At 65.1% G+C, this 23,492-nt stretch carries 25 protein-coding genes and 1 pseudogene; 14 read left to right on the top strand and 12 right to left on the bottom strand.

Annotated features, from left to right (window positions below; translation table 11 throughout):
- Positions 1–15: 15 nt before the first annotated feature.
- Together H3H39_RS13890 and H3H39_RS13885 are read left to right on the top strand one after the other, a co-directional pair.
- On the top strand, positions 16–546 hold the full coding sequence (locus H3H39_RS13890) for a YggT family protein (protein ID WP_311196919.1): 531 nt from the start codon (positions 16–18) through the stop codon (positions 544–546).
- Complete coding sequence (locus H3H39_RS13885; protein WP_182153975.1) at positions 543–851, top strand: DUF167 domain-containing protein; 309 nt, start codon at positions 543–545, stop codon at positions 849–851. Before H3H39_RS13890 ends, H3H39_RS13885 begins: the two co-directional genes overlap by 4 nt.
- A gap of 93 nt (positions 852–944) precedes the next feature.
- Here H3H39_RS13885 and H3H39_RS13880 read toward each other — a convergent pair whose 3' ends face one another.
- From H3H39_RS13880 to H3H39_RS13845, 9 genes and pseudogenes are all read right to left on the bottom strand, one after another.
- Entirely contained in the window at positions 945–1,883 is a 939-nt protein-coding gene (locus H3H39_RS13880; protein ID WP_182153974.1) for a carbohydrate kinase family protein, read from the bottom strand.
- 9 nt (positions 1,884–1,892) lie between these two features.
- Positions 1,893–3,494 carry a DUF3426 domain-containing protein gene (locus H3H39_RS13875; protein WP_446033171.1) on the bottom strand — a complete coding sequence of 534 codons (1,602 nt, stop codon included), beginning with the start codon at positions 3,492–3,494 and terminating at the stop codon, positions 1,893–1,895.
- Positions 3,495–3,506: 12 nt separating this feature from the next.
- Positions 3,507–3,575 (bottom strand): annotated as a pseudogene (locus tag H3H39_RS28610) (MJ0042-type zinc finger domain-containing protein); the annotation flags it as partial.
- A gap of 12 nt (positions 3,576–3,587) precedes the next feature.
- Positions 3,588–4,526 carry a 50S ribosomal protein L11 methyltransferase gene (gene prmA, locus H3H39_RS13870; protein WP_182153972.1) on the bottom strand — a complete coding sequence of 313 codons (939 nt, stop codon included), beginning with the start codon at positions 4,524–4,526 and terminating at the stop codon, positions 3,588–3,590.
- Positions 4,526–5,920, bottom strand: a complete 1,395-nt coding sequence (gene accC / locus H3H39_RS13865) for an acetyl-CoA carboxylase biotin carboxylase subunit (protein ID WP_182153971.1) — start codon at positions 5,918–5,920, stop codon at positions 4,526–4,528. The genes prmA and accC overlap by 1 nt, the downstream gene beginning before the upstream one ends.
- A gap of 109 nt (positions 5,921–6,029) precedes the next feature.
- Complete coding sequence (gene accB, locus H3H39_RS13860; RefSeq protein WP_182153970.1) at positions 6,030–6,500, bottom strand: acetyl-CoA carboxylase biotin carboxyl carrier protein; 471 nt, start codon at positions 6,498–6,500, stop codon at positions 6,030–6,032.
- A gap of 90 nt (positions 6,501–6,590) precedes the next feature.
- The gene (gene aroQ, locus H3H39_RS13855) at positions 6,591–7,028 is read right to left on the bottom strand and encodes a type II 3-dehydroquinate dehydratase (RefSeq protein ID WP_182153969.1); all 438 of its coding nucleotides are present in this window, start codon (positions 7,026–7,028) and stop codon (positions 6,591–6,593) included.
- Between the two features lie 84 nt (positions 7,029–7,112).
- Positions 7,113–7,661 (bottom strand): TlpA family protein disulfide reductase, encoded by a 549-nt coding sequence (locus H3H39_RS13850; RefSeq protein ID WP_182153968.1) that lies wholly within the window; start codon positions 7,659–7,661, stop codon positions 7,113–7,115.
- Positions 7,658–8,317, bottom strand: coding sequence for a hypothetical protein (locus H3H39_RS13845; RefSeq protein WP_182153967.1), 660 nt, complete (start codon positions 8,315–8,317; stop codon positions 7,658–7,660). The genes H3H39_RS13850 and H3H39_RS13845 overlap by 4 nt, the downstream gene beginning before the upstream one ends.
- Positions 8,318–8,409: 92 nt before the next feature.
- Between H3H39_RS13845 and mpl the strand changes: the two genes are divergently transcribed.
- From mpl to corA, 9 genes are all read left to right on the top strand, one after another.
- Positions 8,410–9,780, top strand: coding sequence for a UDP-N-acetylmuramate:L-alanyl-gamma-D-glutamyl-meso-diaminopimelate ligase (mpl, locus tag H3H39_RS13840; protein WP_182153966.1), 1,371 nt, complete (start codon positions 8,410–8,412; stop codon positions 9,778–9,780).
- A complete protein-coding gene (locus H3H39_RS13835; protein WP_182153965.1) occupies positions 9,777–10,355 on the top strand; it encodes a YqiA/YcfP family alpha/beta fold hydrolase in 579 nt (192 codons plus the stop codon). The genes mpl and H3H39_RS13835 overlap by 4 nt, the downstream gene beginning before the upstream one ends.
- Positions 10,352–10,942, top strand: a complete 591-nt coding sequence (locus H3H39_RS13830) for a chorismate--pyruvate lyase family protein (RefSeq protein WP_182153964.1) — start codon at positions 10,352–10,354, stop codon at positions 10,940–10,942. Before H3H39_RS13835 ends, H3H39_RS13830 begins: the two co-directional genes overlap by 4 nt.
- Positions 10,939–12,999 (top strand): ribonuclease catalytic domain-containing protein, encoded by a 2,061-nt coding sequence (locus H3H39_RS13825; RefSeq protein ID WP_182153963.1) that lies wholly within the window; start codon positions 10,939–10,941, stop codon positions 12,997–12,999. The genes H3H39_RS13830 and H3H39_RS13825 overlap by 4 nt, the downstream gene beginning before the upstream one ends.
- Positions 13,000–13,123: 124 nt before the next feature.
- Positions 13,124–13,981, top strand: coding sequence for a TonB family protein (locus tag H3H39_RS13820; RefSeq protein ID WP_182154113.1), 858 nt, complete (start codon positions 13,124–13,126; stop codon positions 13,979–13,981).
- Complete coding sequence (gene aroE, locus H3H39_RS13815; protein WP_182153962.1) at positions 13,981–14,799, top strand: shikimate dehydrogenase; 819 nt, start codon at positions 13,981–13,983, stop codon at positions 14,797–14,799. The genes H3H39_RS13820 and aroE overlap by 1 nt, the downstream gene beginning before the upstream one ends.
- 38 nt (positions 14,800–14,837) lie before the next feature.
- The gene (mtgA, locus tag H3H39_RS13810; protein WP_375540429.1) at positions 14,838–15,512 is read left to right on the top strand and encodes a monofunctional biosynthetic peptidoglycan transglycosylase; all 675 of its coding nucleotides are present in this window, start codon (positions 14,838–14,840) and stop codon (positions 15,510–15,512) included.
- Between the two features lie 28 nt (positions 15,513–15,540).
- Positions 15,541–16,017, top strand: coding sequence for a DUF4124 domain-containing protein (locus H3H39_RS13805; protein WP_182153960.1), 477 nt, complete (start codon positions 15,541–15,543; stop codon positions 16,015–16,017).
- A gap of 117 nt (positions 16,018–16,134) precedes the next feature.
- Entirely contained in the window at positions 16,135–17,103 is a 969-nt protein-coding gene (gene corA / locus H3H39_RS13800) for a magnesium/cobalt transporter CorA (RefSeq protein WP_182153959.1), read from the top strand.
- A gap of 18 nt (positions 17,104–17,121) precedes the next feature.
- Here the strand turns inward: corA and H3H39_RS13795 are convergent, their stop codons facing one another.
- On the bottom strand, positions 17,122–17,619 hold the full coding sequence (locus tag H3H39_RS13795) for a hypothetical protein (RefSeq protein WP_182153958.1): 498 nt from the start codon (positions 17,617–17,619) through the stop codon (positions 17,122–17,124).
- Positions 17,620–17,893: 274 nt separating this feature from the next.
- On the opposite strand from H3H39_RS13795, the gene H3H39_RS13790 reads away from it, so the two are divergent.
- Both H3H39_RS13790 and H3H39_RS13785 read left to right on the top strand, forming a co-directional pair.
- Positions 17,894–19,624, top strand: a complete 1,731-nt coding sequence (locus H3H39_RS13790) for an ABC transporter permease (protein WP_182153957.1) — start codon at positions 17,894–17,896, stop codon at positions 19,622–19,624.
- A 32-nt stretch (positions 19,625–19,656) separates the two neighbouring features.
- The gene (locus H3H39_RS13785) at positions 19,657–20,967 is read left to right on the top strand and encodes an ABC transporter ATP-binding protein (protein WP_182153956.1); all 1,311 of its coding nucleotides are present in this window, start codon (positions 19,657–19,659) and stop codon (positions 20,965–20,967) included.
- Between the two features lie 64 nt (positions 20,968–21,031).
- Here the strand turns inward: H3H39_RS13785 and hemL are convergent, their stop codons facing one another.
- Complete coding sequence (hemL, locus tag H3H39_RS13780; RefSeq protein WP_182153955.1) at positions 21,032–22,321, bottom strand: glutamate-1-semialdehyde 2,1-aminomutase; 1,290 nt, start codon at positions 22,319–22,321, stop codon at positions 21,032–21,034.
- Between the two features lie 10 nt (positions 22,322–22,331).
- Positions 22,332–23,189 (bottom strand): bifunctional hydroxymethylpyrimidine kinase/phosphomethylpyrimidine kinase, encoded by an 858-nt coding sequence (gene thiD / locus H3H39_RS13775; protein WP_182153954.1) that lies wholly within the window; start codon positions 23,187–23,189, stop codon positions 22,332–22,334.
- Between the two features lie 96 nt (positions 23,190–23,285).
- On the opposite strand from thiD, the gene H3H39_RS13770 reads away from it, so the two are divergent.
- Positions 23,286–23,438, top strand: a complete 153-nt coding sequence (locus H3H39_RS13770) for a rubredoxin (protein WP_128143240.1) — start codon at positions 23,286–23,288, stop codon at positions 23,436–23,438.
- Positions 23,439–23,492: the final 54 nt, after the last annotated feature.

Genomic DNA, 23,492 nt, shown 5'->3' with positions numbered 1-23,492 from the left:
TTTTGGAGGGAATCCGTGCTTAGTATTATCAAGTTGATCGTCGATGCCGCCGCCACGTTGTTGGGTGGCGCCTTGCTGTTACGTTTCTGGATGCAAGCGATCCGTGTTCGGCCGCCATCGTCCGTGGCGCAATTCACCTTTCAACTGTCCGACTGGCTGGTGCGCCCGCTGCGCCGCATCGTGCCCGGCGTGGGCGGTTACGATTGGGCCAGCCTGATCGGCGCCTTCCTGATCGTGCTGCTGGCCACGTCGGTGCTGTTCCTGGCCGGTTGGAGCGCGCCGGCCGTGCTGCTGGCCGCCTTGCAGCGCTTCCTCGAATGGATTTTGTACGGTTTCATGGCGCTGCTGGTGGTGGAAGCCATCTTCAGCTGGATCAATCCCCATGCGCCGCTGGCGCCGTTCGTGCGGGCCCTGAATGACCCGCTGCTGCGCCCCATCCGCCGCGTGGTGCCGCTGGTGGGCAGCCTCGACCTGTCGCTGCTGGTGGCCATCATCCTGCTGCAGATCGCGCAGCTGGTGCTGGGCATGCTGTTCGCGGTCCGATGAGCCGTACCTGGTGTTCGCCACTGCCAGGCGGCGTGCGGCTGGCGGTGCAGATCCAGGCCAACGCCAAGAAGACGGAAGTGGTGGGCGTGCTCGATGATGCGCTCAAGATCAAGCTGCATGCCCAGCCTATCGAGGGCAAGGCCAATGAAGCGTTGATCCGCTTCCTGTCCGATACCTTGTCCGTGCCGCGCAGCGCCATCGCGCTCACGCATGGCCAGACCAATAAACGCAAGTTGCTGGAAATTAGCGCGGCCAAGCTCACGCCCGATGGTGTGGCTGTCCTGTTGTTGGGTGAGGCGGCCTAGCGCCGGCCAAACAGTCCCGTAAAATGAAAATGCCCCGCCTGCGTCGCCGCAGCCGGGGCATTTTGCATGGGCCTGGGCCCTTGCCGCAGTCGCTTAGTAGCGGTAGCCGAACGCCGCCTCGAAGCGGTCCGCGATGTCGGCGGCCGTCAGCAGGTGGTTCTGCGCGCCTTTGCGGGCGATCTTGATGGCGCCCAGCAGGCTGGCCAGGCGGCCTGTGGTTTCCCAGCTCCAGCCGCGCGTGATGCCGAACAGCAGGCCGGCGCGGTAGGCGTCGCCGCAGCCGGTCGGGTCGAGCACGGCTTCCGCCTGCACGGCCGGAATCTCGATGCGCTGGCCTTTGGTATAGATCTCCGAACCCTTGTCACCGCGCGTGACGATCAGCGCTTCCAGGCGGCTGGCCATGTCCGGCAAGGTCAGGCCGGTGCGGTCCATCAGCAGTTCGATCTCGTAGTCGTTGGCCGAGACGTAGGTGGCCTTGTCGATGAATTCGATCAGTTGTTCGCCGCTGAACATGGGCAGCTGCTGGCCGGGGTCGAACATGAAGGGGATGCCCAGCGCGGCCAGGTCGGCGGCGTGCTTGAGCATGCCCTCGTGGCCATCCGGCGAGATGATGGCGACCCGCGCCGGGCCGGCCTTGGCCACCGGGTTCTCGTGCGCGAACGACATGGCGCCGGGGTGGAAGGCATTGATCTGGTTGTTGTCGGCGTCGGCCGTCACGAAGCACTGGGCGGTGTAGGCGTCCTGCTTGACCAGGATGTTGTCAGTGGCGATGCCGAACTGGCGCAGGCGTTCCAGGTAAGGGCCGCTGTCCTGGCCCATCACGCCGACGATGCGCGGATCGCCGCCCAGCATCTTGAGGTTGTAGGCGATGTTGCCGGAGCAGCCGCCAAATTCCGTGCGCATGGTGGGCACGAGGAACGATACGTTCACCTTGTGCAGCTGGTCGGCCAGCAGCGTGTCGCTAAAGCGGCCGCCAAATTGCATGATGGTGTCGATGGCGAGCGAGCCGCAGATCAGGGTGGTCTGGTTCATGATTGGTCCTTACGGATAGAAAACGGCGATGTGATAGCCGGAGGCCTTGAGCTGCTTGAGCTCAAAGTACAGTTTGACGGATTGTTCGGAGTGGGGGGCGAAGCCTTTGCCCAGGTCCGCATCCGGGCCCAGGTAATCGCGCGGTGCGAACACGCGGCGCAGCACGGCCTTGTCGCTGGCGTCGTCGAGCCGCAGTTCGATGTCGGGCCACGCTTGCGCGGTCGGACCCTGGTTGCGCAGCAGGGTGGTGAACGAGAAGGTGGACTCGCTCAGGGTTTGCAGTTCGCCCTGTTCGATGGTGACATAGTCGATCTGGGCCGGCAGTTCCACCTGGCAGCCCAGCGCGGTGCACAGCGACCGTAGCGCGGGCTTCAGCTGGGGCACGTTGGCCGCCAGCTGGTTGCGGAAGGTGGTGGCGCCCTGGCCCACCAGCGCGCCCACCAGCAGCACCGAGCCCAGGCTCATGACGATGGTGGACAGCTTGCCCAGCCGCTGACGGCGATGGTGGCGTTTGACGAAGCCTGGTTCATCCGGCGTGGTGTCGGTGTTGGTGTCGGCGCTGGCCAGGTCGGCGGCCAGGCCGTCGGCCACGGCGTGGGCGGCGAACGCCGGTTCATCATCGCCACGGCTGGCGGTGATGGGCAGCGGGGCCTCCACCTGCGCGCGCGCGGCGGGTGACAGGTCGACCAACACTTCGTCCTCATCGTCGGCGTTGGTGTCGGACAACGCTGCCGGTGCCGTAGCCGATGCGATGGCGGCGGGCGGCGGCGTGGCCGGTTCGCCCCAGGTTGGTTCGCGGCGGCCATCGGCCAGCGCGTTGAGCGGCGCCAGGCGATCCGCTTCGATTTCCAGCGCCGGTCCGGCATCGGCCATGTCGTCCGGTTCGAGCTGGAAGCTGTCGTCCAGCGTGAACGGGGCGTCGCGTTCAGGTTCGGCCACTGGGGCGACGAGGTCGTGCTCCGCCGCCACTGCTGGCGTGGGCGCGACGTCGGGGATCGTGCTGGCGTTTGCGGCGGCCGCTTCGGCCAGGTGGATGGCGTCGGCCGGCGCGCTGGCCGCAGTATCCCAATCCTGCATTCCGGTGGCCGGCCCCAGGTCCAGATCCAGGTCCAGGTCCAGTTCCAGCTTGTCTTCGGCCGTCGTCGGCATGGGCGCCAGCGTGGGCGTGGCGTCGATGCCGCTGGCGTAGGAGGGGGACGTCGGCACGGCGAACGGCGCGCCGGCTTGCGCGTAGGCCGTGGCTGGCTGCACGTAGGCGGCGTCGCTCGTGATGGTGATGAACGCATCGGCGCCATCGGCCGTTCCGGACGTATCTGCCGCGTCGGCGGCATCCGCTAATTCGGCTGTATTCGCTAATTCGGCCGTATCCGCCGATTCTGCCGTATCAAGTTCCAGCGTGACGCTGGCATCTTCCGTCGCCGGCTGCAAGGCCGCCGCGGCATGCGTGTCGAGCGCGGCCATGGCGGCGTCGAACGGGACCGCAGCCGATAACGGGGCGGGAACAGGAGCGGGGGCGGGCGGCGGCGCCGGGATGGGCGCCGCTGGCGGCACGGGCGGCTCCAGCAGGGCCGCGTTACCGTCGAAAACTTCATTGCAGGCGCCGCAGCGCACTATGCCCCCACGTAATTTCAGCTGGTCATGGGCGACCCGAAATATCGTGTTGCAGTGGGGGCATTTAGTGGCGAGCGCCATCGCTGCGGTGGCTTAGGCGTCGCGCGCGGGCGGCACCGTGTCGCTGCCGAGACGGCCATGCAGGGCGACCCAGCCATCCTGCTCGGCCCATACGCCCAGCTTGATGAAGGGCGCGTAAGCGGCCGCCACTTCCTCGGCCTGGCGCGCCAGCACGCCCGACAGGGTCAGCGTGCCCCCTTCGGCCACGCGGCCCGACAACATGGGCGCCATCAGCTTGAGCGGGCTGGACAGGATGTTGGCCACCACCGCGTCGAAGCGCTGGTTGGCGTAGGCCGACTGGGCGAACGTATCGGGCAGGAAGTATTCCACTTCGCACTGGTTACGTACGCTATTGTCGCGCGCCGATTCGATCGCCTGCGGGTCGATGTCGACGCCGGCCACCTGCTGCGCGCCCAGCTTCTTGGCCACCATGGCCAGGATGCCGGAACCGCAACCGTAGTCGAGCACCGTCTTGCCGGGCGCAGGATGGGCTTCCAGCCACTCCATGCACAGCCGGGTGGTTGGATGGCTGCCCGTGCCGAAGGCCAGGCCAGGGTCCAGTTCCAGGATCAGGGCGTCAGGATCGGGTGCTTCGTGCCAGCTGGGCACGACCCAGATGTTCTTGCCGATGTGGATGGGGGCGAATTGCGACTGGGTCAAGCGCACCCAGTCCTGCTCTTCCACCTTGCGCAGCGTGAACTTGGGCACGGCGGCCAGCTTGATCTGCCCGGCGGCGGCCGCCACGATGGCGGCCTGGTCGGCATCCTGCTCCGTCAACGCGACGACGCGGCTGTGTTCCCACGCCGCTTCCTTGGGTTCCATGCCCGGCTCGCCGAACAGGGGACGCTCGGCGTCCGTGCCTTCGTCCGCGTCCTCGACGGAAACGGACAGGGCGCCCACCTCCATCAGGGCGTCCGACAGGGCTTCGGCGTGGTCGCGCGCGATTTCGATGACGATTTCAGTCCAGCTCATTACGATCCTTTGCTGTCGGTCTTGTTGCCCAGGCTCAGTTTGTGCAGCTCGGGCATGTCGGCCAGCTTTTGTTCCAGGTAGTGAATATTGGTGCCGCCTTCGATGAAGCGGGCGTCGATCATCAGCTCGCGGTGCAGCGGGATGTTGGTCTGGATACCCTCGACCACCATTTCCGACAGCGCGATCTGCATGCGGCGGATGGCCTGCTCGCGGGTGGCGCCATAGGCGATCACCTTGCCGATCATCGAATCGTAGTGCGGTGGCACATAATACCCCGCATACGAGTGCGAGTCGACCCGGATGCCGGGGCCGCCCGGGGTGTGCCATGCCAGGATGCGGCCTGGCGACGGGGTGAACTTGAACGGGTCTTCGGCGTTGATGCGGCATTCGATGGCGTGGCCGGCCAGCATCACGTCGCGCTGGCGGAAGCGCAGCTTCTCGCCGGAGGCGATGCGGATCTGTTCCTGCACGATGTCGATGCCGGTGATCATTTCCGTGACCGGGTGTTCCACCTGCACGCGGGTGTTCATCTCGATGAAGTAGAACTCGCCGTTTTCGTACAGGAATTCGAAGGTGCCCGCGCCGCGGTAGCCGATCTTGCGGCACGCTTCCGCGCAGCGGTCGCCGATTTTTTCAATCAGCTTGCGGGGAATGCCGGGTGCCGGCGCTTCCTCGATCACTTTCTGGTGGCGGCGCTGCATGGAGCAGTCGCGCTCGCCCAGCCAGACGGCGTTCTTGTGCTCATCGGCCAGGATCTGGATTTCCACGTGGCGTGGATTTTCCAGGTATTTCTCCATGTAGACTTCAGGGTTGCCGAAGGCCGTGCCCGCTTCCGTCTTGGTCATGGCCACGGCGTTGATCAGGGCCGCTTCCGTGTGCACCACGCGCATGCCGCGACCGCCGCCGCCACCGGCCGCCTTGATGATGACGGGATAGCCGACCTTGCGGGCGATCTGCACGATGGCCTTGGGATCGTCCGGCAGCGCGCCGTCGGAACCGGGCACGCAGGGCACGCCCGCCTTGATCATGGCTTGCTTGGCCGATACCTTGTCACCCATCAGGCGGATCGAATCGGAACGGGGGCCGATGAAGACGAAGCCCGATTTTTCCACCCGCTCGGCGAAGTCGGCGTTCTCCGACAGGAAGCCGTAGCCGGGGTGGATCGCTTCCGCGTCCGTCACCTCGGCGGCGCTGATGATGGCCGGCATGTTCAGGTAGCTCAACGACGACTGGGCCGGGCCGATACACACCGATTCGTCGGCCAGCTTCACGTATTTGGCGTCTTTATCCGCTTCCGAGTGGACGACCACCGTCTTGATGCCCATTTCGCGGCAGGCGCGCTGGATCCGGAGGGCGATTTCGCCACGGTTGGCGATGAGGATTTTTTCAAACATGATAGGTTCGCGTAGGTCTGTGAGCGCCGGCGGGCCGGCGGCTGCTGTAGAGGGGAGTGCGGGGAGGAAGTCGGGCGCGCCCCGCCACGGGCGGGGGCAGGCGAACGACTTAGCCTATCACAAACAGCGGTTGGCCGAATTCGACCGGTTGGCCGTTCTCGACCAGGATCTGGGTGATGGTGCCGGACTTGTCGGCGTCGATTTCGTTGAGCAGCTTCATCGCTTCGATGATGCACAGGGTGTCGCCTTCCTTGACGGTGGCGCCCACTTCCACGAAGGCCGGGCTGCCCGGCGCCGAGGAACGGTAGAAGGTGCCCACCATGGGCGACTTGACCACGTGGCCGGCAGGCTCGGCGGCCACGACGGCGGCGGCAGCCACCGGCGCGGCGGCGGCCATCGGGGCGGCGCTTGGCTGGAAATGCTGCTGCATGCCTTGCGGCTGCATCATCACGACTTGATTTTGTGCCATGGCCGAGGACTTGACGATGCGCACTTTGCTTTCGCCTTCGGTGACTTCCAGTTCAGCGATGTCCGATTCTGCGACCAGGTCGATCAAGGTCTTGAGCTTGCGTAAATCCATGTGTAACCCCCAGGAATTATCTTGTTTTGAGTGGGTGCAGCGCCGCCTCGTGGGCCACGCCGCGCTAAAATTGCGCGCAGATCGCGTAGATTAACGCCTTTTAAGGGCGAAGTCGATGGCAAAGCGATATCCCTCGATGCCAAGGCCGCAGATCGTACCGATTGCTATTGCGCTAAGGAAAGAATGGTGGCGAAATGCTTCGCGCTGGTAAATATTCGAAATATGGACTTCAACGAAAGGAATGGCCACACCGGCCAGCGCGTCGCGCAGGGCCACGCTGGTGTGGGTCAATCCACCCGGGTTGATGACGATGGCGTCCACGCCTTCCGTTCTGGCGGCATGGATGCGGTCGATCAACGCGCCTTCGTGGTTGCTCTGAAAACAAGACAAGGTGGCGCCGGCGGCCGTGGCCTGTGCCTGGGCCGCCTGTTCCACATCAGCCAAGGTGCTCGCGCCGTAGACCTCAGGCTCGCGCGTCCCCAGCAAATTCAGGTTGGGGCCGTTGAGTAACAAGAGGTGTTGTGCCATGGATTCAGGACCATTTTCCGCGAAAGTTCCGCATTTTGCCGCCAACGGAGGGCGATGGCAAGAGAAAAAAACTGATGAAATTGATTACAGCGCGCCCAGATCGGCGCGCAATTGATCGAACTTCAGTCGGCCTAAATAGGTTTTCTTCACTTGTCCATCGGCCCCGATCAATACCGTGTATGGCAGGCCGCCACCGGTGTTGCCGAACTGGCGCGACAGCTCGGTGCCGCCCATGCCGGCCACGTAGAGCGGATAGGCGATTTTGAATTTGTTGGCAAATTCGGCGATATTCGACGGCGAATCAATGCCTATGCCGATAACTTTCAGCTTCTTGCCCGCATCTCCGGCTGCCAGCGCCGACAGCTCCGGCATCTCCTGCACGCACGGCGCGCACCACGGGGCCCAGAAATTGACCAGCAAAGGCTGGCCCTTGTACTGGGCCAGGGCCTGGCTGGCACCCTTCACGTCGGGCAGCGACTGTTTATATAAGGCGTCCACCGGACCGGTGACGCCGGGGGCGATGGTGGCCGTCACGGGCGGCGCCGCTTCCTTCTGGTGGGTGCCGACCCAGGCGCCCATGGCGCCAAACAGCAGGGCGATGACGGAATAGGCGATCAGATTATTTTTTTTCATGTTGGGTTGATAATTTTTTCGTCGGAGTGGGTGCTGCTGATTAAGAGCGCGCGCACGGCGGCCAAGTCGGCCCGCACCAGCTTGCCGTCGGCGCGCAGTTTCTGGGCGCCGCGCAAATCGTCCAGTTCATACAGGGCCGCGTGCACGCCTTCCTGCTGCCACAGGAAGCTGACCACTTCCACCGGGTCGAAACGGGGGCCCTTGAAGTGGGGCGCTTCCGAGAAGTCCAGGGTCAGGTTCTGGTTCAGCAGGAAGATTTCCACTTCCTTGGCGCTGTCGGCGAATAGTTGCAAATGGATGTCGTCGTGGGGGCCGGCCGTACCGCTGAGTACGGATCCGGTCAGGTAGGGCGTAAACTTTGCCAGCAGCTCCATCACTTGCAGCGCCATCGTGCGCAGGCGGAATAAATGGGCGGGCTGGCTGTCGGCATGGAACAGCGCCTGGTACAAGCGCACTTCCAGTTCGATTTCTGTGTCGGACGGCAACAAGTTGGCGGGCAACATATTAATATTACCGTGTGCCTCGCCCAGCACCTGGCGCGCGGCCTTGCGTTTGGCGTTGTCGTACTCGGCCCCGTCCTGGGCTATCAGCCGGGCGGCGGCGGCGGCTATTTCCGCGCGCAACTGCCGGGCTTCGTCGTTTGGCTTGGGCATCATGTCGCAAATGATACCTGATTAGGCAAAAGGGGAAAAACCGTCCGCGTCAGGTAAAATCCCATCTCTGACCATCGTCCCACCGACTTTATCACATGCATATTCATATCCTCGGCATTTGCGGCACCTTCATGGGCGGCCTGGCCGTGCTGGCCAAGCAGGCTGGCCACCGCGTCACCGGCTGCGACGCCAACGTCTACCCGCCCATGAGCACCCAGCTGGAAGCCCAGGGCATCGAACTGATCCAGGGTTTTGGGGCGGAACAGGTGCAGCTCAAGCCTGATTTGTATGTGGTCGGCAACGTGGTCACGCGCGGCAATCCCTTGATCGAGGAAATCCTCAACCGCAGCCTGCCCTATGTGTCGGGCCCGCAATGGATAGGCGAACATATATTACGCAACAAGTGGGTGCTGGCCGTGGCCGGCACGCACGGCAAGACCACCACCTCGGCCATGCTGGCCTGGATCCTGGAAGACGCCGGCTACGCGCCCGGCTTCCTGATCGGCGGCGTGCCTGTCAATTTCGGCATCTCGGCCCGCTTGTCCGGCCCCGGCGTGGATTCGGACTTCTTCGTGATCGAGGCGGACGAATACGACACGGCCTTCTTCGACAAGCGCAGCAAGTTCGTCCACTACCATGCCAAGACGGCCATCCTGAACAACCTGGAATACGATCACGCCGACATCTTCCCCGATCTGGCCGCCATCGAGACCCAGTTCCACCACCTGGTGCGCACCGTGCCCGGCATCGGCCGGCTGGTCGTCAATGGCGACGAAGCGTCGCTGCAACGGGTGCTGCAACGCGGTTGCTGGAGTGAGCGCGAAAGCTTCGGCCTGAGCGACGGCGTCAACTGGACCTTGCGCGAACATGACGATGGCAGTTTCGATGTGATCTTCAACGGCGAGCCGTCCGGCACCGTGCACTGGCAGCTCACGGGCAAGCACAACCGCGCCAACGCGCTGGCCGCCATCGCCGCCGCGCGCCATGTGGGCGTGCCCGTGGCCCAGGCCGCGCAGTCGCTGGCCAGCTTCCAGAGCGTCAAGCGGCGCATGGAAGTGCGCGGCGTGGTCAACGGCGTTACCGTGTACGACGATTTCGCCCACCATCCGACGGCCATCGCCACCACCGTGGGCGGGCTGCGCCAGAAGCTGGGGCAAGCGAGCCGCATCCTGGCCGTGCTGGAACCGCGTTCCAACACCATGAAACTGGGCGCCATGAAGGATGCGCTGCCGGGCAGCCTGGCCGACGCCGACCTGGTGTTCGGCTACGGCAGCCAGCAGGCGCTGGGCTGGAGCCTGGGCGACGCGCTGGCGCCGCTGGGCCAGCGGGCCAGCGCGTTCGAGGATATCGATGCGCTGGTGGCGGCCATCGCCGCCGCCGCCCGTCCCGGTGATCAGGTGGTGGTGATGAGTAACGGTGGCTTCGGCGGCGTGCACCAGAAAATCCTGCAGGCGCTGGACCGATGATTCTTTATCTGCACGGCTTCCGTTCCTCGCCGAGTTCCATGAAGGCCCGCCTGGTGGGCGAGCACATGCAGGCGCTGGGCCTGGGGACCGGCTACCTGTGCCCGCAATTGCCGGCCTCGCCCAAGGCGGCCATGGAACTGGCGCTGAAGCTGGTGGCAGGCGTACCGGCCGGCGAGCTGGCCCTGATCGGTTCCTCGCTGGGCGGCTATTACGCCACCTGGCTGGCCGAGAAACTCGGCTGCCGTGCCGCCGTGCTGAACCCGGCCGTGGTGCCCATGCTGGACCTGGAACCGTATGTGGGCGTGGGCACGCAATTCCATTCGGACGAGCCGTTCGAATTCAAGCGTGACTATATTGAGGAGCTGCAAGCGCTGGCCGTACCCCGCATCACGCGGCCGGAACGGTATTTCCTGCTGGCGGCCACGGGTGACGAAGTGCTGGACTACCGCGACATGGTGCGCCACTACGCGGGTGCGGCCCAGCAAGTGATCGCCGGCAGCGACCACGCCATTTCCGGCTTCGCCGATTATGTAGCGCCGGTGCTGGCGTTCTGCGGCGTCGGGGCGGGCCGGTGAGGGCGCCCACGCTGCGGCAGGCGCACTGGTATGGCCACGTCAACGCGCTCAACGCGCCGTTCGAACTGCGCCACTGGCTCACGGGCGGCGGTTCGCTGACGGCCAAGCTCAAGGACCACAGCCAGGCGTTCCGCGTGCAATGTTTGCACCAGCGCCCGGCGCGCTGCCTGACGGACGAGATGGCGGCCATCGGCCTGCATCGCCCGGGGCGCGTGTGGGAACGCGAAGTGCTGCTACGGTGTGATAATAGACCCGTGGTGTTCGGCCACACGGTGGTGCCCATGTCGGCCACGGCGGCCGATTGGCCACTGTTCAGCGCGCTGGGCGAACGCTCGCTGGGTTCGACCTTGTTCGGCGACCCGATGGTGCGGCGCGGTGCGCTGCACTATGCGCGCTTGCGCCCAGGCCATCCGCTGATGCGGCGCGCCAGTGCCGCGTTGGGATTGGATGGGCCACAGATTTTGTATGCGCGGCGCTGCCTGTACCGGCGCCGCCAGGGCACGCTGCTGGTGACGGAAGTTTTCCTGCCAGCCGTGCTGGAGCTGGTGCAACACAACATAACGATAACGAATAGAAGCGAGCAATGAATTTATTTTTCGAAGAATCCGGCGATTTCAAGGTAGGCACCGTCCTGTCGCAAGCGGGCGAGGCTTACCAGGTGGAACTGGCCAGCGGCAAGCGCACCAAGGTCAAGGTCAAGGATGTGCTGCTGCAGTATGAAAAGCCATCGCCGGCCGAGCTGCAGGAACAAGCCCGGGCCGTGGCCGCCGACATCGACCTGGACTTCCTGTGGGAAGTGGCGGGCGAGGAGGAGTTTGGCTTCGCGGAACTGGGCGCCGAATATTTCGGCCACGCGCCGCTGCCGTTCGAGGCGGCCGGCCTGATCCTGAGCCTGCACGGCGCGCCCATCTATTTCTACAAAAAGGGCCGGGGCCGCTACAAGGCGGCGCCGGAACAATCGCTGCGCGCGGCCCAGGCCGGCATCGAGAAGAAGAAACAGCAAGCCATCATCCAGGCCCAGTACGTGGACGAATTGAAGGCCAACCAGTTGCCCGCGTCCCTGCAGAACATCGTGCAGCAACTGCTGTTCAAGCCGGACAAGAATTCCATCGAATACAAGGCGCTGGAAGCGGCTTGCGACGAACTGCACACCAACGCCCAGCGCCTGATGCTGGCCGTGGGCGGCGTGGCCTCGCCCAAGCAGTTGCACCTGTCTAAATTCCTGTTCGAGAACTTCCCGCGCGGCGCCGGTTTCCCCGAGGTGCCGCTGCCGGTGGCGCCCACCAACCTGCCCGTGGCGGACGTGCGCGCGTTCTCCATCGATGACGTCACCACCACCGAGATCGACGATGCGTTTTCCGTCGTACGGCTGGACGATGGCACGGTGCGGGTCGGTATCCACATCGCCGCGCCGGCGCTGGGCATCAAGCCGGACGACGCGGTCGACAAGATGGCGCGCGCCCGCATGTCCACCGTCTACATGCCTGGCGACAAGATCACCATGCTGCCCGACAGCATCGTGGAAGCGTTCACGCTGGCCGAAGGCAAGACTTGCCCGGCCCTGTCGCTGTACGCCACCTTGAATCCGGCCGACTGGAGCGTGGTGTCCACCGTGACGCGCGCCGAGCTGGTGCCGATCGCCAACAACCTGCGCCACAATGACCTGGACGAGCTGGTCAACGAGGAAACCCTGGCCAGCGGCGTGGGCGAGTATGCCCACAAGGATGAGCTGGCCCTGTTGTGGCAGTGGGCCCAGCACCTGGAGCAGGGCCGCATGGCCAAGCGCGAAGCGTTCGGCCTCAAGCCCGAGCAGAACAACCGCGTCGATTTTAACTTCTACGTGGAAGACGACGTGGTCACCGTCAGCCGCCGCAAGCGCGGCGCGCCGCTGGACAAGATCGTGGCCGAGCTGATGATCTTTGCCAACAGCAGCTGGGGCAAGATGATGCACGAGCACGGCGTGCCCGGCATCTACCGCAGCCAGGGTGGCGGCACGGGCGGCTGGGCCGCCAAGATGCAGGTGCGCATGGTGACGCACGCCGCGCCCCACCAGGGCCTGGGCGTGGACCAGTACGCGTGGAGCACCTCGCCGCTGCGCCGCTACACCGACCTGGTCAACCAGTGGCAAATCCTGGCCTGCGCCGAGCATGGCGTGACGGCGCCGCTGGTGGCCCCGTTCAAGCCCAAGGATGCCAATTTGTTCGCCATCGTGTCCGCCTTCGACGCGGCCTATGCGGCCTACGCCGACTTCCAGTCCAATATGGAACGCTACTGGTGCTTGCGCTGGCTGGGCCAGGAGGATGCGCGCCAGGTGGAAGCGGTGGTGCTCAAGGATGAAGTGCTGCGCCTGGTCGATATTCCCCTCATCATCCGCCTGCCCGGCATGCCGCAGGTGGCGCGCGGGGCGCAGGTCAAGCTCGACATCCTGCGCTGGGACGAGGTCGATTTGTCGATCGAGGCGCGTCTGCTGGAAATCCCGACCACCGATACGGTGGCCACGGATGCCGAGCTCGATTACGAGGACGAGGATGACGTGTCCGCCGTGGAAACGGCCGCCGAGGAACAGGCCGAAGCGGCGCCCGCCACGGACGAGCCTGTAATCGTCACGGGCGAGTCAACGGCCGAAGCGCCGCTGGCTGACTAGGTGATAGCCTTGGGGTGGGGCGGCGGCTGGATCGCCGTCCCACCGGTTCGGGTTAAAATCAGCCCACTTTGTTTTCCCTGCGGTCTGGCACAGCGTGAAGTCTCTCCAAGAAAACCGTTTCCTGATGATGGCGTTCGGCGTCTCGTTGCTGGCGCACGGGGCTTTGCTCGCGGTCCATTTCATCTCGCCCAAGGCGTTCAAGGTGGAGCCCACCGACCCCGGCCTGGAAGTCATCCTGGTCAACGCCAAGCACGCGCGCGCGCCGCTCAAGGCCGAGGCGCTGGCCCAGGCCAACCTCGATGGCGGCGGCAATGTGGACACGGGCCGCGCCAAGTCGCCCCTGCCCGACATGCGCAAGATGGAGATGGGCGACAGCGTCAAGGCCAGCCGGCGCCGCATCGCGGAACTGGAAGAGCAGCAGCGTAACCTGCTGAGCCAGATAAGCAAGCCCACTCCGTTCACGGCCCCGCCGGTGACGGAAAAGAGCAAGCCCGATCCGCTGCCCACGGGCGCCGACCTGCTCGACAGCAGCAAGGCCATCGCCCGCATGGCGGCCGAGATCAGCGAAACCATCGACGACCAGAACAAGCGGCCCAAGAAGACCTTCATCACGCCCAGCACGCGCGAAGTGGGTTATGCCGAGTATTACAAGACCATGCAGCGCCGCATCGAGGAAGTGGGCACGCTCAACTTCCCCCAGCAGAACGGGCGCAAGCTGTATGGCGAACTGGTGGTCTACATCCCCGTATTCCAGGATGGCCACATCTACACCAAGGATGGCGGCGCGCGCGTGGAACGCAGTTCCGGCAACCCGGCGCTGGACGCCAAGGCGCTGGAAATCGTGCGGCGCGCGCAACCGTTCGGGCGCTTCCCGCCCAAGATGCTGTCCAGCGACAAGGATGACCTGTGGGTCATCATCACCCGATTCAAATTCACCCGTGAAGAAAAAATGGAAGCTAACCTGAGCGGCGGTGCCCAGTGATGGACCGCTACTGCGTATTCGGCAATCCCATCGGCCACAGCAAATCGCCCGCCATCCACGCCGCGTTCGCGGCCCAGACCGGGCAAGCATTGACCTACGAGGCGCGCCTGGCGCCGCTGGACGGCTTCGCGGCCGCCGTGCATGCCTTCATCGCCGAAGGCGGCAAGGGCGCCAACGTGACCGTGCCGTTCAAGCTGGAAGCCCACAAGCTGGCGCAGGCGCTGACGGTGCGGGCGCAGGCAGCGGGCGCCGTCAATACCTTGCACTTCACGGAGCAGGGCATCATAGGCGACAACACGGATGGCGCCGGCCTCGTTGCCGACATCGTCAACAACGCCGGCGTGGCCATCACCGGCAAGCGGGTGCTGCTGCTGGGCGCCGGCGGCGCCGCCCGTGGCGTGGTGCTGCCCATCCTGGAACACCGGCCGGCCCGGCTGGTGATCGCCAACCGCACCGTGGCCACGGCCGAGGAACTGGCGCGCCAGTTCGCCGCGCTGGGCGGCGCGGACGTGGTGAGCGGCTGCGGTTTCGGGCAAGTGGCGGGGCCGTTCGATATCGTCATCAACGCCACCTCAGCCAGTTTGCAGGGCGACCTGCCGCCGCTGCCGGACGGCGTGTTCGCACCGGGTACGCTGGCGCTGGACATGATGTATGGCGCCCAGCCCACCGTGTTCATGCAGTACGCGAGCGAGCATGGCGCGCTGGTGCGCGACGGTCTGGGCATGCTGGTGGAGCAGGCGGCTGAAGCGTTCGCCGTGTGGCGCGGCGTGCATCCGGCCACGGGCGAGCTGCTGCACCAGATGCGGGCCGCCCTGTGACGGGCGCCCGCAAGAAGGAAGGCGGACGGCGGCGCTGGATCAAGTGGCTGGTGATCGCGCCGCTGGCGCTGCTGGTGCTGGTGCAGTTATGGTTCTTCCTCCACATCTGCTGGTGGGTGGACCATAACCCGGGCATGAGCAGTTTCATGCGCGAACAGCAGGCCGTGCTGCGCGAGAAGAACCCGAACGCCAATATCCAGCAGCTGTGGGTGCCGTACGACCGCATCTCGAATAACCTCAAGCGCGCCATCATCGCGTCGGAGGACGCCAATTTCTCCGAGCACGATGGGGTCGACTGGGACGCGCTGCAAAAAGCGTATGAGAAAAACAGCCAGAAGCACAAGGTGGTGCGCGGTGGTTCCACCATCACCCAGCAACTGGCCAAGAATCTGTTCCTGTCCGGCTCGCGCAGCTATCTGCGCAAGGGGCAGGAGCTGGTCATCACCTATATGCTGGAAGCGGTGATGGACAAGGAACGCATCTTCGAGATCTACCTGAATGTGGTCGAATTCGGCACCGGCATCTTCGGCGCGGAAGCGGCGGCGCGCCATTACTACGGCGTGAGCGCGGCCAACCTGGGCGCGGCGCAGGCGGCCAAGCTGGCCGTGATGCTGCCCAACCCGCGCTTTTTCGACAAGCACCGCGATTCCGGCTACCTGGCGCGCCGCACGGGCGTGATCCTGCACCGCATGGGCGCGGCCGAACTGCCTTGATGTTCCACCTGTGAGCGAAGGAGTTGTCATGCAACGTATCCAGCACCAGCGCGGCTTGGGCCTGATCCAGGTCGCCATTTTGATGGCGACGCTGGCCGCCATCGCCATGGCCGCCATGATGTCGATGCGCAGTGAGCGCAACCTGTTCGCGGAAGCGCTGGGCAAGCTGACCGGCCATCCACCGGCGTCGGCTCAGGGCGCGGCGCCGGGCGCGCCAGGCAGCGTGCCGAATGCGGCGGAAGGGGCGGAAGGGGCTGCACAGGCGGCCCGGCAAGCGATTCAGCAAGCCCAACCCGCCCGTCCGGCCGGCGTGCTGCGCAAGTGCGTCATCGACGGCAAGACGGTGCTGTCGGACGTCGACTGCACCGATCGCAATCCCACCAGCACCATCGTCAAGGTGCACGAAACGCGCGGCATCGAATCGCCCAAGGCGCCCAAACCGGAACCGGCCGCCGACAGCGCGCCCAACATGCAGGACAAGATGATCGAGAAGGCTACCCGCTAGGCGGAAGCCGCGCAAAAAAAGGCTGTGCCGGGGTGGCCGGCGGCGAGGCGAGCAGGTACACTTGCGCTGTTTTGACGCGCCGCGCCGCGCCCCCTCCATCGTTGTCCGAGAGTGCCCATGATTAATGTCTTCGTTCTGCAAAACGGCCGGCTCAACCAGGTTCCCATCGACAGCCGCGCCGATCTGGAGAACGTGGCGCCGGTCTGGGTCGACCTGACCGATCCGACCGAGGACGAACGGGCCTGGGTCAAGGCCATTTATGGCGTGACCCTGCCGGGCGAGGATGAAGTCAAGGACATCGAGGCCTCGGCCCGCTACTACGAGGCGGAGAACGGCGACCTGCATCTGCGCACCGATTTCCTGCTGGAGGAGGACGACGGCCCGTCGCGCGTGGTGACGGTGGCGTTCATCCTGGCCCGCAAGATGCTGTTCTCGGTGCACACGGACGACCTGCCCGTGTTCCGCCTGGTGCGCATGCGCGCCCGTTCGCGCCCCGGCTCCATCGCCGATTACATGGACGTGCTGCTGGACCTGTACGCGACCGACGCCGAATATTCGGCCGACGCGCTCGAAGGCATCTACCTGCACCTGGAGGAAGTGAGCGCGCGGGTGCTGCAAAAGCAGTTCACCGACCAGGACGCGGCCGCCGCCCTGAACGCGATCGCGCTGGAGGAGGACTTGAACGGCCGGATCCGCCGCAACATGATGGATACCCGGCGCGCCGTCAGCTTCCTGATGCGGGGCCGATTGCTCAACACGGAGCAGTTCGAGGAGGCGCGCCAGATCCTGCGTGATATCGAATCGCTGGACGGCCACACGTCCTTCCTGTTCGATAAGATCAACTTCCTGATGGACGCCACGGTCGGCTTCATCAACATCAACCAGAACAAGATCATCAAGATCTTCTCGGTGGCCAGCGTGGCCTTCCTGCCGCCGACGCTGATCGCGTCCATCTACGGCATGAACTTCCACGGCTGGTTCCCGGAACTGGACTGGTCGCTCGGTTATCCGTTCGCGCTGCTGCTGATGGTCACCAGCGCCATCGCGCCGTTCTGGTACTTCCGCCGGCGCGGCTGGCTCAAGTAATGCTCACCGCGCGCCGGTTCACGCCGCGCGCGGGCTGAATTCCAGCGACAGGGTGCTGAAGTAGGGCGCCGCGCACCATTGCCGGTGCAGCGCCAGCGCCCGTTCGTACAGGCAGCTGCGCACGTCGAACGGGGTGAAGTCGAAGGGCGGTTTGTCGCGCGCGTGGCAGGCTTGGGCGGCGCCGTCGAGGAACGCATCCTCGTCGAAATCGCCCTGCCATAACTGGGCCTGCAGGCCAGCCACGATGGCTTCCGTCTGCACCGCCTCCAGTTCCGCGTATTGGTCGACGGGATCGTGCACGGCCTCCATGGGCTGGCCGACGTCGGCGCCACGGGCCACCAGGCTGAGAAAACCATGGCGCAGCGGCAGCGCCGACTCCACCACGTAATGGAGCAGGTCATGCGGCAGGATGCCCTGGCGCGGCATCAGCGTGTCGGTGCAGCTGCCGTTGTTGCGCACGAAGCGCAGCACATCGTACAAATCGGATTTCGAGCGTTTTTCGGCGATCAGTTTCATGGCGCTACGTTGTTGCAGATGATAAACAGAATTATGAGCCTAATACCATGCTTGCATATTCACCAACTCTCACACATTGAATAAAATTTCAAAAATAGTCGAATTTTGAAATAATGTTTCATTGCCGGCGAACATCCCCGGCGCCCGTTCAGCCTGCCACGCCTATCCATTAGAATGGCGCCGGACGTCACTTTGCCGTCACGATCATCGGTTAAACTAGCGGGATTTTTCCGCCTTCGTCACAACGCGCGCCGTCGCCATGAAAGAACCAGCAATGACAAAAAAACGGCAGTTTTTCCCCCGCCAGGTGGTCGAGGCGGGCGGCAACCGGTGGGACCTGGCCATGTTGCCCATCGTGCTGGCCGTGTTCGTGCTGCTGGCCTACGGCAGCCAGCAGATGGTGCGCCCCTACGCCGTGGGCGAGACGCTGCCGCTGTCGCTGGAACCATACTACCTGCCGTACTACCTGCTGCGCACCACGCTGCGCATGTTCATCGCGCTGGGCGCGTCGATGGTGTTCAGCTGCGTGTTCGCCGCCCTCACCACCAAGTACCGGCTGGCCGAAAAAGTGCTGGTGCCGCTGCTCGACATCCTGCAATCGATCCCCATCCTGGGCTTTTTGTCGATCACGGTGACGGCCTTCATCGCCCTGTTTCCCGGTAATCTGCTGGGGGTGGAATGCGCCGCCATCTTCGCCATCTTCACGTCGCAGGCGTGGAATATGGCGTTCTCCGCCTACCAGGGCTTCCGCACCGTGCCGGCCGAATTGTCGGAGGCGGCCAGCGTGTTCCAGCTGTCGGGCTGGCAGCGCTTCTGGCGCCTGGAACTGCCGTTCGCCATGCCTGGCCTGTTGTGGAACATGATGATGTCCATGTCCGGCGGCTGGTTCTTCGTGGTGGCGTCGGAAGCGATCTCGGTGTCGAACCAGAACATCAAGCTGCCCGGCATCGGCTCCTACATCGCGCTGGCGATCGAGCAGCGCGACCTGGGCGCCATCGGCTGGGCCATCGCCGCCATGCTGGTGGGCGTGCTGCTGTACGACCAGCTGTTCTTCCGTCCGCTGCTGGCGTGGGCTGACAAATTCCGCTTCGAGGAGACGGGCAGCGACACGGCGCAGGAATCGTGGCTCCTGACCTGGCTGCGCCGCACGGAACGCACGCAGCAACTGGTGGAATGGTGCGGCGGCCTGCTGGCCCGTTCCATCGCCATGTTCCGTTTGCAGCACGACGGCACCTCGATCCGCGCCCGGCCGCAGCAGGCTTCCTTGCTGCCGCAGCGGGTGTGGGACGCCGTGATCGCCGCCGTCGTGTTCTATGCCTTGTGGGAGCTGGGCCACTTCATCCGCGCCGAAGTGGGCTGGAGCGAAGTGGGGCGGGTGCTGGTACTGGGCCTGTATACCTTGTCGCGCGTGCTGCTGTTGCTGGCGCTGGCGGCCGTCGTATGGGTGCCGGTGGGCGTGTGGATCGGCATGCATCCCCGTTGGGCTTCGCGCACCCAGGCCGTGGCCCAGTTCATGGCCGCGTTCCCGGCCAACCTGGTGTTCCCCGTGGCCGTGGTGGCCATCGTGCGCTTCCATTTGAATCCCGATATCTGGCTGTCGCCGCTGATGATCCTCGGCACCCAGTGGTATTTGCTGTTCAACGTGATCGCCGGCGCCTCCACCGTGCCCACGGAACTGCGCCATGCGGCGCACAACTTCGGCCTCACGGGCTGGCTCAAATGGCGGCGCTACCTGCTGCCGGCCATTTTCCCCAGCTTCGTCACGGGCGCCATCACGGCCAGCGGCGGTTCGTGGAACGCCTCCATCGTGGCCGAATACGTGAGCTGGGGCGACACCACCGTCAAGGCCCATGGCCTGGGCAGCTACATCGCCGAGATGACGGCCAAGGGCGATTTCCCCCGCATCGCGCTGGGCATCGGCGTGATGTGCATTTTCGTGATGGGCTTTAACCACTTCGTGTGGCGCCGCCTGTACACGATGGCCGAGAGCCGGCTGCACTTCTAGCATCGACTTCACCGATTTGAAAGACTGATCATATGAGCACCCCTATCGTCGAACTGAAAGCGGTCGGCAAGCATTTCCGCGGCGCCGACGGCTCCGCCCGCTCCGTGCTCGAAGGCGTGGACTTCACCCTTAACGAAGGCGAGATCGTGGCCCTGCTGGGCCAGTCCGGCTCCGGCAAGTCCACCATGCTGCGCATCATGGCCGGCTTGATCCCGGCCGATGACGGCCAGGTGCTGTATCGCGGCATGCCGCTGTACGGCACGGCGCGCGGTATCCGCATGGTGTTCCAGTCGTTCGCCCTGTTCCCGTGGCTGACGGTGCAAAAGAACGTGGAGCTGGGCCTGGAGGCGCAGGGCATGGCGGCCGACGAGCGGGCGCGCCGGGCCGAGAAGGTGATCGACCTGATTGGCCTGTCCGGCTTCGAAGGCGCGCTGCCGCGCGAGCTGTCGGGTGGCATGCGCCAGCGCGTGGGCATCGCGCGCGCGCTGGTGATGGAGCCGGAAGTGCTGCTGATGGACGAAGCGTTTTCCGCGCTCGACGTGCTGACGGGCGAACGGCTGCGCGAAGAAATCCTGGAACTGTGGCAGTCGGGCCGCATCCCCACCAAGGCCATCCTGGTGGTGTCGCATAACATCGAGGAAGCCGTCATGATGGCCGACCGCGTGTTGATCTTCGCCAGCGATCCGGGCCGGGTGCGGGCCGAGCTGCCGATTTCGCTGCCACAGCCGCGCAAGGCGGCCGGGCCGGAAGTGCGGGCGCTGATCGACAAGGTGTATGAGTTGATGACGGCCGGCGCCGCCCGTCCGGGCCTGATCAGCGAGAAGGAAGTCAAGCTGGCGCTGGGCGACCGCCTGCCGCAGGCCGACATCTCGCACATGGAAGCGATCCTGGAATTGCTGGCCGAGGAACCGTTCTCCGGCCGCGCCGACCTGCCGCAACTGGCGGAAGAGACGGAGCTGACCGACGACGAGCTGCTGCAAGTGCTGAACGCCCTGATCCTGCTGGGCTTCGCCTACCTGACCAGCGGCGACATCCTGCTCACGCCATTGGGCAGCGCCTACGTGGCGGCCGACAACACGGAGCGCCAGGACATCTTCGGCAAGCAGTTGCTGGAGCATGTGCCACTGGTGGCCTACATCTGCCACGGCCTGTCGCAGGACAAATCGGGCGATCTGCCGGAAGACTTGTTCCTCAAGCTGCTGCGCTTCACCCTGAGCGAGGACGAGGCGGAACGGGCACTGCGGGTGGCCATCGAGTGGGGCCGTTACGGCGACCTGTTCGAATACAACTTCAACACGGGCGTGATCCAGAAGCCCAGGGATGAAGCGCCGGCGGCGGACTGACAGCGCTGCAGCAGGAAAAAAAACGGGGCCACGCGGGCCCCGTTCTTCATTGCGCTGGCTGGACTCAGGCGGCCAGCTTGGCGAATACGCGGCGCGCGGCGGCGATGGTTTCGTCGATCACGGCATCGCTGTGCTGGGCCGATACGAAGCCCGCTTCGAACGCGGCCGGTGCGAAGTACACGCCTTCGTCCAGCATGGCGTGGAAGAACACGTTGAAGCGTTCGCGGTCGCCGGCCATCATTTCGGCGTAGTTGCGCGGCGGGGTGGCGCTGAAGTACAGGCCGAACATGCCACCGATGGCGTCGGCGCAGAAGGTCACGCCGGCTTCCCTGGCCGCCGCCGTCAGGCCATCGGCCAGGCGCTTGGCGGCCGCGCTCAGTTGCTCATAGAAGCCCGGTTGCTGGATCAGCTTGAGCGTGGTCATGCCGGCCGCCACGGCCACCGGGTTACCCGACAGCGTGCCGGCCTGGTACACGGCGCCCAGCGGCGCCATCTTGCTCATCAGGGCCGCGCTGCCGCCGAAGGCCGCCACCGGCAGGCCGCCGCCGATCACCTTGCCCAGCGCCGTCAGGTCCGGCTTGATGCCGTACACGTGCTGGGCGCCGCCCAGTGCCACGCGGAAGCCGCACATCACTTCGTCGAAGATCAGCACCGCGCCGTGCTTGGTGCACAGGGCGCGCATCGCTTGCAGGAAGGCGGGGCTGGCCTGGATCAGGTTCATGTTGCCGGCCACCGGTTCCACGATCACGCACGCGATCTGGTCGCCCATTTCCGCGAACGCGTTTTCCAGCTGCTCCACGTTGTTATAGTCCAGCACCAGGGTGTGCTTGACGAAGTCTTCCGGCACGCCGGCCGAGGTGGGGTTGCCGAAGGTGAGCAGGCCGCTGCCCGCTTTCACCAGCAGCGAGTCGGCGTGGCCGTGGTAGCAGCCTTCGAACTTGACGATCTTGTCGCGGCCCGTGGCGCCGCGCGCCAGGCGCAGTGCGCTCATGGTCGCTTCCGTGCCGGACGATACCAGCCGCACCTGTTCGATCGACGGCACCAGCTTGCAGATTTCCTCGGCCATGTCGATTTCCGCCTCGGTCGGCGCGCCGAACGACAGGCCGCGCGCGGCCGCCTGCTGCACCGCCTGCACCACTTCCGGATGGGCGTGGCCAACGATGGCCGGACCCCAGGAGCCGATGTAGTCGATGTAGCGCTTGTCGTCGGCGTCCCAGAAGTAGGGGCCTTCGGCGCGCGTGATGAAGCGCGGCGTGCCGCCCACCGAGCGGAAGGCGCGCACCGGCGAGTTGACGCCGCCGGGCGTGGTTTTCTGGGCGCGGGCAAACAGCTTGTCGTTGTTCGAGATGGTCATGATGGCTTTATCAGTCCAGGGTGAGGTTGGAGCCGGGCGCGCAAGGGGCCGCGCTCAGGCCAAAAAATCGGTTCGGTACCAGCTTGCCCATGCCGTAGCGCTGGGCGTGGGTGAGGGCGGCATGGGTGTAGCGCTGCGCCTCGTGCACGGCTTGCGCGGCGTCGGCGCCGCACGCCATGTGGGCCGCGATGGCGGCCGACAGCGTGCTGCCGGCGCCGATGAAGGGGCCGGCCAGGTGCTGCCAGTTGTCGTGGCTGACGCGTCCGTCGGCGCCGTACAGGGTGTTGGCGTAGTGGCCGTCGGCCTGGCCTTCGGTGGCGGCGGTGCCTGTCACCAGCACGTATTCGCAGCCCAGGGCCAGCAGGTAGTCGATGTCGGCGGCCAGCGTGCCTTCCTCGCCTTCGCGCCAGGTTTCGGCCAGCCGGCCCAGTTCCACCTGCGACAGCATCAGCAGCGACGCTTGCGGCACCAGCAGCTGGCGCAGCACGGTCAGCAGCTCGTCCTGGGCCTCGTCGCCCTGGGCCGGCAGGCGGGAACTGAATGGATCGAGGATCAGCGGCGCGTCCGGATAGTCCGACAGGATCTCGGCGATGGCCGCCACCTGTTCGACATTGGTCAGCGCGCCCACCTTGAAGGCGGCCATGGTCATGTCTTCCAGCAGCACGCGGGCCTGGTCGCAGACCCAGTCGGGGTCCACTTCCTGCACATCCTCGATGCGGGCGCTGTCGCCGATCAGCAACGCGGTGGTGACGGGCAGGCCGCTGCAGGAGAGCGCGGAAAAAGTGGCCAGGTCGGCCTGGACGCCCATGGCGCCAACCGGATCGCAGGCGCCGAAGCTTAATATCAGGGGAGAAGTTTGGTTTTGCACGACGGGTGGATTAAGATACCTGATTCAGCATTTTACTAGATTGAAGGGTGACAGAACGTGAGTAGCAATGAAACAACGCAGGAGTTCCAGACTTGGATGTGCCTCATTTGCGGTTGGGTTTATGATGAAGCGGCCGGCTTGCCGGACGAAGGCATTGCGCCCGGCACCCGCTGGGCCGACGTGCCGATGAACTGGACTTGCCCCGAATGCGGCGCCCGCAAGGACGATTTCGAGATGGTGGCGTTGTAGGCGTTGTACTCTAATTGGCCGGCGCCGCCGCCGCGCTGCGCGAGGCGGTGTACC

Source organism: Rugamonas apoptosis (genome assembly GCF_014042355.1).
In the GTDB taxonomy this organism is placed as follows: domain Bacteria; phylum Pseudomonadota; class Gammaproteobacteria; order Burkholderiales; family Burkholderiaceae_D; genus Rugamonas; species Rugamonas apoptosis.
The sequence above is the reverse complement of the archived record's forward strand: the minus strand, read 5'-3'. Positions and strand labels throughout refer to the sequence as shown.